The organism is Kitasatospora sp. NPDC034533 (assembly GCF_055575155.1).
Genome location: NZ_JBVITE010000019.1, coordinates 110593 through 121108, shown reverse-complemented (window position 1 = coordinate 121108; position 10516 = coordinate 110593). Strand labels below are relative to the sequence as shown.

The following is a 10516-nucleotide window of genomic DNA, read 5'->3' as shown; positions in this document are numbered from 1 at the left end:
AGACGCTCGGCTGGGAAACCCCAGCCGAGCGTCTGGCTAAACTCCTCGCGGCCTAGACAACCGACCACGTGTTGCAACGACCGCTAGAAACCGCCACTGGTCGAACCGGCCCTCCTCGCACCACGGAGCCCCCTGTCGGGTTCGAACCGACGACCCCCGCTTTACAAGAGCGGTGCTCTGGCCAGCTGAGCTAAGGAGGCACGGTGGCCGTCCGCGACGGATCACGGCGGCACCGGGGGGCAGTCTACCGGGCCCGGGTGACGGGATGGGGGGATATCCGGGGGTTGGTGGGATGGGTGGGCGTGATGGAACCGATGCCGAAATCGGGGCGGGCGGGGGCTGACAAGCGGCGGGCGCGCGGGTAGCGTCGCCGGGAGTCGGTTCGTCGAGTGGTTCAGACCACTGGTGGGCCGGCGGAGCACCGACAACCCCCTTTACTCGGATCGTCCGGCACGTTCCTGCCGGTGAAGGAGAGCAACGACCATGGCTTCTGTCACGTACGACAAGGCGACCCGCATCTACCCCGGGGCCACCAAGGCCTCGGTGGACGCGCTGGACCTGGACATCGCGGACGGCGAGTTCCTCGTGCTGGTCGGCCCCTCGGGCTGCGGCAAGTCGACCAGCCTGCGCATGCTGGCCGGCCTGGAGGACGTCAACACCGGGGCGATCCGGATCGGCGACCGCGACGTCACCCACCTGCCGCCGAAGGACCGGGACATCGCCATGGTGTTCCAGAACTACGCGCTGTACCCGCACATGTCCGTCGCGGACAACATGGGCTTCGCGCTCAAGATCGCCGGCGTGAACAAGGCGGACATCCGCAAGAAGGTCGAGGAGGCCGCGAAGATCCTCGACCTCACCGACTTCCTGGACCGCAAGCCGAAGGCGCTCTCCGGCGGTCAGCGCCAGCGTGTCGCGATGGGCCGGGCGATCGTCCGCGAGCCGCAGGTCTTCCTGATGGACGAGCCGCTGTCGAACCTGGACGCCAAGCTCCGCGTCTCGACCCGCACCCAGATCGCCGGCCTCCAGCGCCGCCTGGGCATCACCACGGTCTACGTCACCCACGACCAGACCGAGGCGCTCACCATGGGCGACCGGGTCGCGGTGCTCAAGGACGGCCTGCTCCAGCAGGTCGACACCCCGCGCAACATGTACGACAAGCCCGCCAACGTCTTCGTGGCCGGCTTCATCGGCTCGCCCGCGATGAACCTGCTCGAGGTGCCGCTGGTGGACGGCGGCGTGAAGTTCGGCGGCTCGGTCGTGCACATCTCCCGCGAGGACCTGGCCGGCGCCGGCTCCGACAAGACGGTGACCGTCGGCATCCGCCCCGAGCACTTCCGGGTCGTCCCGGCGGGCGGCATCGAGGGCGTCGCGGTGACCGTCAACGTGGTCGAGGAGCTCGGCTCGGACGGCTTCGTCTACGGCACCACCCAGATCGCCGGCCAGGACCACGAGCTGGTCGTCCGGGTGCCCGGCCGCGAGATCCCGACCCGTGGCGAGACCATCCACGTCGTGCCGACCGCCACCGAGACCCACGTGTTCTCCGCCAGCACCGGCCTGCGGCTGAACAGCTGACGCGACACCGGCGAAACGCCACCGAGCCCGTCGGACCCCGCGGTCCGGCGGGCTCCGTCGTCCCCCGCGTCAACACGGCGGGGGGACAAACCCGGACACCGTGTCACTCGATGGGGTAACGGAGGGCGATCCCGCCCGCACCCACCGCTACTCTCCTGAGGGTGAAGCAGCTAGTGCGCCGTATCGGCCAGACCGTCGCCCTGACCCTGCCGGTCGTCCTGGTGACCACCGGCACCCTCGCCGTGACCCGGGTCCCCTGGGCCCCGCCGACCGGGCTCGACCAGCAGGTCGTGGCGGCGTCCAGCGGCGACGGCGCCGGGATCGGGCGCTCCAACAACGCGGCCGGAGCCGCGGCCAAGGCCCCGGACGGGCTCGCCCCGCAGGACTCGCTGCGGGTGGTGCTGCTGGACGAGCTGCGCGCGAAGAACCCCTCCGCGGCGCTGGACCTGCTGGAGCGCTCGATGCGCGAGCAGCCCTCGCTGACGCCGTACTGCACCTCGCTGGCCACCGAGCTGGGCAAGGCGGCGGTGCGCAAGTACCAGGGTGACGTCCAGCGGGCCCGCTCCTTCGCCCGCCCGGTCTGCGACGGGGCGTTCGCGGCCGGCGTCGTCGGCTGACGGAACGGCCCTCGCGGGGCGGCGGGGTGGTGGACGGGAGCCGTCCACCACCCCGCCGTTCCGCCCTATTGTTCAGACATGACCGCTGACTCCGGCCCCACCATCGAACTCCCGTCCGCTCCGCACCCGCAGTCGCCCCGGCCGACCACGACACCCGTGACCCAGGCCGTCATCCTGGCCGGTGGCCAGGGCTCCCGGCTGCGCCCCTACACGGACGACCGCCCGAAGCCGCTGGTCGAGATCCCCGGGACGGGCGTGCCGATCCTCGGCCACCAGCTGGCCTGGCTGGCCGAGGAGGGCGTCACCGACGCCGTGGTCTCCTGCGGGCACCTCGCCGACGTGCTGGAGGAGTGGCTGGACAAGGCGCAGCTCCCGCTGCGGGTCCGCACGGTGATCGAGGCGGAGCCGCTCGGTCGCGGCGGCGGCCTCAAGTACGCGGCCAAGGCCCTGCCCCGCCCGGAGGAGCCCTGGTACGCCACCAACGGCGACATCTGGACCCGCTTCAGCCTGCGCGAGATGGCCGCCTTCCACCACGAGCGGGACGCCCTCGCGACGCTCGCGCTGGCCCGGCCGCGGATCCCCTGGGGCGCGGTGGAGACCGACCAGTTCGGCAACGTGCTGGACTTCGTCGAGGCCCCGCCCTCGCCGTTCCTGATCAACGCCGGCCTGTACGTGTTCAGCCCGGAGTTCGCCGAGCTGCTGCCGGACGTGGGTGACCACGAGCGCACCACCTTCCCCCAACTCGCCCGGAGCAAGCGGCTGGCGGGCTACCAGCTGCCGCAGGGCGTGTACTGGCGGGCCATCGACACCGCCAAGGACCTCACCGAGGCGGCCAAGGAGCTGGCCTCCGGCGCCGGCCGGACCCCCCGCTAGCCCCCGCCGGCCGGGCACCCGGCCCCTGTACACACCCGCAGACGCCCGCACACGCCGGTCGGCCGGGCGCTCCCCCACGGAGCACCCGGCCGACCGGCGTCACCGGGGGTCTCAGGTCGCGGTCGGCGCCCCCGGGTAGGAGGACCGGCCGCCGGACAGGTCGGCCAGCGGCGCACTGCCCAGCACCCCGCCCAGCAGCCCGGCGGAACTCGGGCTGGACCTGGGCGCCGTGGCCGGACCGCCGGAGCCCGGGGTGCCGCGCGACGCGGGCGCGGTGCCCGCCCCGCCGGCCGGCGCCGAGGCGGCCGGGGAGGCGCCGGACCCGGCCTCCGCCTTGCCGGAGTGCTTGCCGCTCGGCGTCGGGGTGGCCGGCTTGGTGGACGGCGTGGCGGACGGGGGGGTCGCGCTCGGGGTGGGAGTGGCCGGGCGCGGGGCGGCGGGTTGGGGCGAGGTGGACGTGCCCTTGCCGCCGGGTGCACCGGAGGGGCCGCCGGACGGCCAGACCGGGGTGCCGTAGTCGGTGGCCGGACGGTCCGGCGCCTGGTGCGCCCGGGCGCTGGTGCGGACGGCGGCACCGAGCATCGAGCCGAGCAGCAAGGTCAGGCCGACCACCACCGTGGTGACGACCGTGCCCCGGCGCAGCACCCGGCGGCGCAGCGCCCCGGGCGCGTCGGCGCCGAACCGGCGCCAGGCCTCCAGGTTGAGCCGCCCGTCCAGCGAGGCGAACGGCGCCCCGGCGATCAGCAGCGGGCTCCAGGCCGCGAGGAAGATCAGGTCCGGGGTGTCGTAGACCGGGACGGCCCGCCAGCTGACGGTGAACAGCAGCGCGGCGGAGAGCGCCATCGCCGCGCCGGCGGCGAGCCGCTGCCAGAGGCCGAGGACGGTCAGCACGCCGACCACGATCTGGGTGAACGACACCACCAGTCCGGCGCCCACCGGGTGCGCCATGGCGAAGGCCAGCAGCGGTTCGGCGACCTTCCACGGGTGCAGCGAGGAGAGCCAGCGCATCATCGAACCGCGCTCGCCGCCGTCGAAGTACACCGGGTCGCACAGCTTGCTGAACCCGGCGTAGACCGCGAGCGAGCCGAGGACGGCGCGCAGCGGCAGCAGCACCAGGCCGAGGTCGACCCGGCGGCCCGGGTACCAGGGCTGCCTGCCCTCGGCGTCGACGGCGGAGACCTCGGGCAGTTCCCCGCTCGGGGTCCAGCCGTGCGGCTCGCCGATCGGGCCGACGCCCGCGTCGGTGGCGGAGCCGGTGCCCTCGCGGGGCTGGCGCGGGAGGGCCCGGGCGCCCGCGAGGGAGGGGATCACCTGGGTCTCGGCGGCGTCCGGCCGGACGCCGCCGACCGGGTTGCCGCCCTGGCCCTGGCGCACCGCCTCCAGCAGCTGGGTGGCCGCGAGGTCCCCGGGGGGCGCCAGCCCGGTCCAGGTGACGGCGGTGACCCGGCCCTTGCGGCGCGGCACGCCGCCGGCCCCGGCCCCGGCCATCGCCGGGACGGCCCCGGCGGGCACGACGACCTGCGGGGTGACCAGCGGACGGCGGATCAGGCCCTGATTGGCGTACGGGTCGCCGAACGCGGCCCCGGTGGACAGCAGTCCGGCCGGGGCCTCGATCAGCGGCGCCACCGGGGACTGGAGCTGGAGCCGGAAGCTCGCCTGGGTGCTGCTGAGCCGCGCCGGGTCCGACTCCACCTTGACGGTGTTGAGGCCGGGGCCCGCGTCTATCCCGGTGCTGCCGTCGCCGAACAGGGGGCGCCGAGGTGTTCTGGTGTCCACGCCCGTCTAACCGGGTGACAGCCGCTTAGGACACTCTCCCGGGTGGATGTCCGGCGGACACTTGAAGTGATCATGAAAAAAGCGATCGGGCCCGGTCGGGGCCCGATCGCCTTCTCTCGGATTGCGGGGAATTCGGAAGATCTCCTGCGCCCCGCGCACCGCTCGTACTCGGCTCAGCCGTTCCCAGCGCTCAGCCGTTGCCAGCGCTCAGCCAATCTCAGCGCTCAGCCGATCCCAGCACTCGACGGACCGGGCACCCGGCGAACCGGGCACTCGGCGAACCGGGCACCCGGCGACGTCAGCGCTTGGCACGCAGCCGCGCGGCCTCGTACAGCACGATGCCCGCCGCGACACCGGCGTTCAGCGACTCGGTCAGCCCGGACATCGGGATCCGGACGCGCATGTCGCAGGTCTCCGAGACCAGCCGGGACAGGCCCTTGCCCTCGCTGCCCGCGACGATCACGACCGGACCGGTCAGCAGCTCCAGGTCACCGATCTCGGCCTCGCCGTCGGCGGCCAGGCCGACCACCATCAGACCGGCCTTCTGGTAGGCCTCCAGCGTGCGGGTCAGGTTGGTGGCCCGGGCGACGGGCAGCCGGGCGGCGGCGCCGGAGGAGGTCTTCCAGGCACCGGCGGTCATGCCGGCCGCGCGGCGCTCGGGGATGACCACGCCGTGCACGCCGAAGGCGGCGGCCGAGCGGACCACGGCGCCCAGGTTGCGCGAGTCGGTCACGCCGTCCAGCGCCATGATCAGCGCGTCCTCGCCCGCGTCGGCGGCGTCCGCCAGCAGGTCCTCGGGGTGCGCGTACTCGTACGGCGGCACCTGGAGCACCAGGCCCTGGTGGTTCATCCCGCCGGTCATCTGGTCCAGCTGGGCGCGCGGGGCCTCCATCAGCGGGATGCCGCGCTCGTTGGCGGTCTGGAAGGCGTCGCGGACCCGGTCGTCGGTGTCGATGAACTGCTGGACGTACAGCGCGTTGGCCGGCACGTCGCCCTGGAGGGCCTCGACCACCGAGTTGCGGCCGAAGACCAGCTCGGCGCTGCCCGCGCCGCCGCGGCCACCGCGACCGCCGGCGCCGGCCCGGCGCATGCCGGCGCGGGCCTTGGCGTCCCGCTCGCGCTTGAGCGCGGCGTTGGCGGCCCGCTGCTTGGGGTGGCCCTTGCGCGCCTCTCCGGGCGGGGTCGGGCCCTTGCCCTGGAGGGCCTTCCGGCTGTGCCCGCCGGTACCGACAGACGCGCCCTTCTTCGATCCGGGGTTGCGGCGGTTCCTGCGCTGGCTGTTGCCGGCCATGGCTGTACTTCCTGTCTGTCCGGCATGCCCCGGCCGCCCCGGTCTGTCCGGTGGCGGCCGACGGCACGCGCTACGTCATGCGGGAGGGCCGCACCGGTCCGGTACGGCCCACCCGTCACCCCGATCGTCGGACGGGGTTACTGGCTGTTGATCGTCCAGCGCGGGCCGGACGGGGTGTCCTCGATCGCCAGCCCGGCCAGGCCGAGCTGGTCGCGGATGGCATCCGCGGTGGCGAAGTCCTTGCGCTCGCGCGCCGCCTGCCGCTGGTCGAGGACCAGGCGGACCAGCGAGTCGACCACGCCGTGCAGGTCCTCGCCGCGCTCCGTCCCGGCCCAGTGCGGGTCGAGCGGGTCGAGGCCCAGTACACCGAGCATCGCACGGACCTCGGCCAGTCGCGCCACCACGCTCTCCTTGTCGTCCGCGTTCAGGGCGCTGTTGCCCTGGCGGACGGCGGTGTGCACGACGGCCAGCGCCTGCGGGACGCCGAGGTCGTCGTCCATCGCCTCGGCGAAGGCCGGCGGCACCTCGGGCGCCGCGTCGACCGGGCCGCAGCGCTCGACGGCGCGCTGGACGAAGCCCTCGATCCGGCCGAAGCCGGCCTCGGCCTCGCGCAGCGACTCCTCGCTGTACTCGATCATCGAGCGGTAGTGCGGGGCCGCCAGGTAGTAGCGGAGCACGATCGGCCGCCACCTCCGGACCATCTCGGAGACCAGCACCGAGTTGCCCAGCGACTTGCTCATCTTCTCGCCGGCCATGGTGACCCAGGCGTTGTGCACCCAGAAGTTGGCGAAGTCGTCGCCGTAGGCCTTGGACTGGGCGATCTCGTTCTCGTGGTGCGGGAAGATCAGGTCCAGCCCGCCGCCGTGGACGTCGAAGGCCTCGCCCAGGTACTTGTGGGCCATCGCCGAGCACTCCAGGTGCCAGCCCGGACGGCCGCGGCCCCACGGGGTCTCCCAGCTCGGCTCGCCCGGCTTGGCGGCCTTCCACATCGCGAAGTCGCGCGGGTCCCGCTTGCCGGTCTCGCCCTCGCCCTCGGGCTGGCGCAGGTCGTCCAGCTTCTGGTTGGAGAGCGCCAGGTAGTCGGGGTAGGAGCGCACGTCGAAGTAGACGTTGCCGTCGGCCGCGTAGGCGTGGCCCTTCTCGATCAGGCCCCGCATCATCTCGACCATCTCGGGGATGTGCCCGGTGGCCCGCGGCTCGACGGTCGGCGGCAGGCAGCCCAGCGCGTCGTAGCCGTCGTTGAAGGCGCGCTCGTTCTCGTAGCCGATCTGCCACCACGGCGTGCCGAGCTCGCGCTCCTTGGCGATGATCTTGTCGTCGATGTCGGTGACGTTCCGGGCGAAGGTCACCTGGTAGCCGCGGTAGGCGAACCACCGCTGCATGATGTCGAAGTTGAGCCCGGACCGGATGTGCCCGATGTGTGGCGCCGACTGGACGGTAGCGCCGCACAGGTAGATCGAGACACAACCCGGTACAAGCGGGACGAAGTCGCGTACCTGGCGGGTGCTGGTGTCGTACAGACGAATGCTCACAGCGTCAAGCGTAGTGGGCGGTGGGGGGTGCCCCGCCACATTCCCCGGGACAACGGGGGCGTGATCCCGGGGAAAGGCGGGTCCCGGGGCCCGGGTCAGATGGTGCCGAGCACCTTCCGCGGGGTGAGCCGGACGACCACCCGGACGTCGTCCGGGCCGTCCATCGTGTACTTGTCCTGGCCCATGTACTTGCCGGCCAGCTCGTCGATCAGCTCCCGGCCGCCCTCGGTGGTCATCGTGACCTCGCCGCGCGCCTCCAGGTACTCGTACGGGGTGTCCGCCGGGTTGATCAGGATCGCGATCCGCGGGTCCCGCTCCAGGTTGAGGTGCTTGCGGCGGCCCTTGACGGTGGAGAACAGGATGTCGTCGCCGTCCCGCTTGACCCAGACCACGGTGGACTGGGGGCCGCCGTCGGGCTGGACGGTGGAGACCACGGCGAAGCTCTTGGCGTCGAGCAGGGACTTGGCACGGTCGGAGAGTTTGGCAGCCACGGATGACCTCTTCTCGTCGGGGTACGGGGGGTACGGCCCGAGCGGAAACCCGTACGGGCCCGAACCGCACCCTAGCGACTCGGGCCCGCCGGACCGTCGGTGAACACCCGTCAGCGGCGGGTCGCCCCCGCCCGCTCACCCGCGAGGGCTCAACGCCGCTCGTACACCAGCGCGGTGGCGATGGCGGCCAGGCCCTCGGCGCGGCCGGTCAGGCCCAGCCCGTCGGTGGTGGTGCCGGAGACGGACACCGGCGCGCCGACCGCCCCGGACAGCGCGGCCTGCGCCTCGGCCCGGCGCTTGCCGATCTTCGGCCGGACCCCGATCACCTGGACGGCGACGTTGCCGATCTCGAAGCCGGCCTCGCGGACCAGCCGGGCCGCCTCGCCGAGCAGCTTCACCCCGGACGCGCCGGCCCACTCCGGGCGGTCCGTGCCGAAGTGGGCGCCCAGGTCGCCGATCCCGGCGGCCGAGAACAGCGCGTCGCAGGCGGCGTGCGCGGCGACGTCGGCGTCCGAGTGCCCGGAGAGCCCGACCTCGGCGTCCGGCCACTCCAGCCCGGCCACCCGGAGCGGGCGGCCGGCCTCGAAGGCGTGCACGTCAGTGCCGATGCCCACCCGGGGGATCGGCGGCAGCTGGGGATCAGTAGGCATCGGCGGCCCTCCTGCGGGCGAGTACGGCCTCGGCGAGCACGAGGTCCAGCGGGCGGGTGACCTTGAACGCCTCCTCGTGGCCGGGCACCACGACGACCCGGCCGCCGTAGCGCTCCACCAGGCCGGCGTCGTCGGTGACGGGCGGCGCGTCGGCGGTGCCCGCGCTCTCCTCGGCCAGCGCCTTGGCGTGCACCTCGGCCAGCGTGGCGCGGTCGAAGCCCTGCGGGGTCTGCACCGCGCGCAGCGTGGCGCGCTCGGGCGTGTCGAGCACCGGCTCGGCGCCGCCCGGGTTCGGCTCGACCCGCTTCACCGTGTCGGCCAGCGGCACCGCGGGCACCACCGCCCGCGCCCCGGCCCGGACGGCGGCGGCGACGGTGTCCACCACCTCGACCGGGACGAGCGGGCGGGCCGCGTCGTGCACCAGCACGACCTCGACGTCCTCCGGGATCGCGGCCAGGCCCAGCCGGACGGACTCCTGGCGGGTCGACCCGCCGGCCACCACCCGGATGTCCTTGTCGTCCAGACCGTGGGTGTCCAGCAGGGCGACCACCTCGGCCACCCCGTCGGCGGGCGCGGCGACCACGACCAGGCCGACCGCCCGGCTGCGGGCCAGGGCCCGGACGGCGTGCACCAGGAGCGGCACACCACCCAGCTCCCGCAGGGCCTTCGGGGCCCCGGGCCCCAGCCGCTCCCCGCGCCCGGCGGCGGGCACCACTGCTGCTGCGACTGCTGCTGACGCGTTCAGGTTTCACTCCTTCGGCGAAGTGGGTATGGCCATGGCGTGCCCGGCGGGCGCACCGGGCCCCTTCCGAAGAGCCATGGTCTACCGCCCCGCCGCACAGCTCCGCAAACTCCGCGCAAGCGGGTGCGGAAACGGTCGTGCACGTCCGGGTGTGTCGCGCCCGTCCGGCTGCGCCCGGCCGCTCGGCCGTCCGGCCGCACCCGCGTCGGCCGCACTCGCTCGGCGCGGACCGGGAGGCGAGCCCGGCGTGGTCCGGACACGCCTCAGCGCCCGGAGTGCCACCGCACCACTCCCGGACGGTTCGTCCGAGGAGCGGCGCTTCGACACCGGGCGCTGTGAGCGTTGGGCGGCGCGGCCCGACGGCATCGCGGTTGCGTGCGCTACGAGGCGAGGACCTCGTCGAGCAGCGTCTCCGCCTTGTCCTCGTTGGTGTTCTCCGCCAGCGCCAGCTCGCTGACGAGGATCTGGCGCGCCTTCGCGAGCATCCGCTTCTCGCCGGCCGAGAGGCCGCGCTCGCGCTCGCGACGCCAGAGGTCGCGGACGACCTCGGCGACCTTGATGACATCGCCCGAGGCGAGCTTCTCCAGGTTCGCCTTGTAGCGACGGGACCAGTTGGTCGGCTCTTCCGTGTACGGTGCGCGCAGCACCTCGAAGACCCGGTCCAGACCCTCCTGGCCGACTACATCGCGCACGCCGACGAACTCCGCGTTCTCGGCGGGCACGCGGAGCGTCAGGTCTCCCTGCTGCACCTTGAGCACCAGGTAGGTCTTGTCCACACCTTTGATCTGGCGAGTTTCGATGGCCTCGATCAGCGCGGCCCCGTGATGGGGGTAGACCACCGTGTCGCCAACCTTGAACGTCATGTGACAGGACCCCTTCCGTGGCTTTCCAGCTTAACACGCTTCTCGGCGCACCCGAAGGGCGTTTTCGCAGGTCAGGGCAGGTCTCGGGGCTTGACAAGGACCCCCA

Annotated in this window: 10 protein-coding genes and 1 tRNA gene; 3 read left to right on the top strand and 8 right to left on the bottom strand. The window is 73.4% G+C overall.

Annotated elements, in window-relative coordinates:
* Positions 1-126 precede the first annotated feature (126 nt).
* Positions 127-200: transfer RNA gene (locus ACZ55U_RS16660), tRNA-Thr, on the bottom strand.
* Between the two features lie 283 nt (positions 201-483).
* On the opposite strand from ACZ55U_RS16660, the gene ACZ55U_RS16655 reads away from it, so the two are divergent.
* The 3 genes from ACZ55U_RS16655 to ACZ55U_RS16645 all read left to right on the top strand — a co-directional run bounded on the left by ACZ55U_RS16655 (position 484) and on the right by ACZ55U_RS16645 (position 3065).
* Complete coding sequence (locus ACZ55U_RS16655) at positions 484-1575, top strand: ABC transporter ATP-binding protein (protein ID WP_465526846.1); 1092 nt, start codon at positions 484-486, stop codon at positions 1573-1575.
* A gap of 161 nt (positions 1576-1736) precedes the next feature.
* Positions 1737-2192: a hypothetical protein gene (locus ACZ55U_RS16650; protein ID WP_465526845.1), complete on the top strand. Its 456-nt coding sequence runs from the start codon at positions 1737-1739 to the stop codon at positions 2190-2192.
* Between the two features lie 78 nt (positions 2193-2270).
* Positions 2271-3065, top strand: coding sequence for a nucleotidyltransferase family protein (locus ACZ55U_RS16645; protein ID WP_465526844.1), 795 nt, complete (start codon positions 2271-2273; stop codon positions 3063-3065).
* Between the two features lie 111 nt (positions 3066-3176).
* Here the strand turns inward: ACZ55U_RS16645 and ACZ55U_RS16640 are convergent, their stop codons facing one another.
* From ACZ55U_RS16640 to ACZ55U_RS16610, 7 genes are all read right to left on the bottom strand, one after another.
* On the bottom strand, positions 3177-4841 hold the full coding sequence (locus ACZ55U_RS16640; RefSeq protein WP_465526843.1) for a DoxX family membrane protein: 1665 nt from the start codon (positions 4839-4841) through the stop codon (positions 3177-3179).
* Positions 4842-5139: 298 nt separating this feature from the next.
* Positions 5140-6132 carry a 23S rRNA (guanosine(2251)-2'-O)-methyltransferase RlmB gene (gene rlmB / locus ACZ55U_RS16635; protein ID WP_465526842.1) on the bottom strand — a complete coding sequence of 331 codons (993 nt, stop codon included), beginning with the start codon at positions 6130-6132 and terminating at the stop codon, positions 5140-5142.
* 137 nt (positions 6133-6269) lie between these two features.
* The gene (gene cysS, locus ACZ55U_RS16630) at positions 6270-7664 is read right to left on the bottom strand and encodes a cysteine--tRNA ligase (protein WP_465526841.1); all 1395 of its coding nucleotides are present in this window, start codon (positions 7662-7664) and stop codon (positions 6270-6272) included.
* 95 nt (positions 7665-7759) lie between these two features.
* On the bottom strand, positions 7760-8155 hold the full coding sequence (locus ACZ55U_RS16625) for a PPOX class F420-dependent oxidoreductase (protein WP_465526840.1): 396 nt from the start codon (positions 8153-8155) through the stop codon (positions 7760-7762).
* 149 nt (positions 8156-8304) lie between these two features.
* Positions 8305-8805, bottom strand: coding sequence for a 2-C-methyl-D-erythritol 2,4-cyclodiphosphate synthase (ispF, locus tag ACZ55U_RS16620; protein ID WP_465526839.1), 501 nt, complete (start codon positions 8803-8805; stop codon positions 8305-8307).
* Positions 8795-9550 (bottom strand): 2-C-methyl-D-erythritol 4-phosphate cytidylyltransferase, encoded by a 756-nt coding sequence (gene ispD / locus ACZ55U_RS16615; RefSeq protein ID WP_465526849.1) that lies wholly within the window; start codon positions 9548-9550, stop codon positions 8795-8797. Before ispD ends, ispF begins: the two co-directional genes overlap by 11 nt.
* 377 nt (positions 9551-9927) lie before the next feature.
* The gene (locus ACZ55U_RS16610; protein WP_014136563.1) at positions 9928-10410 is read right to left on the bottom strand and encodes a CarD family transcriptional regulator; all 483 of its coding nucleotides are present in this window, start codon (positions 10408-10410) and stop codon (positions 9928-9930) included.
* Between the last annotated feature and the right edge of the window lie 106 nt (positions 10411-10516).

What these genes read in the sequence shown, in the direction of transcription:
- ispF (WP_465526839.1), bottom strand. Translation starts at nt 8,805, where the DNA reads ATGCCTACTGATCCCCAGCTGCCGCCGATCCCCCGGGTGGGCATCGGC.
- ACZ55U_RS16610 (WP_014136563.1), bottom strand. Translation starts at nt 10,410, where the DNA reads ATGACGTTCAAGGTTGGCGACACGGTGGTCTACCCCCATCACGGGGCC.
- ACZ55U_RS16645 (WP_465526844.1), top strand. Translation starts at nt 2,271, where the DNA reads ATGACCGCTGACTCCGGCCCCACCATCGAACTCCCGTCCGCTCCGCAC.
- rlmB (WP_465526842.1), bottom strand. Translation starts at nt 6,132, where the DNA reads ATGGCCGGCAACAGCCAGCGCAGGAACCGCCGCAACCCCGGATCGAAG.
- ACZ55U_RS16655 (WP_465526846.1), top strand. Translation starts at nt 484, where the DNA reads ATGGCTTCTGTCACGTACGACAAGGCGACCCGCATCTACCCCGGGGCC.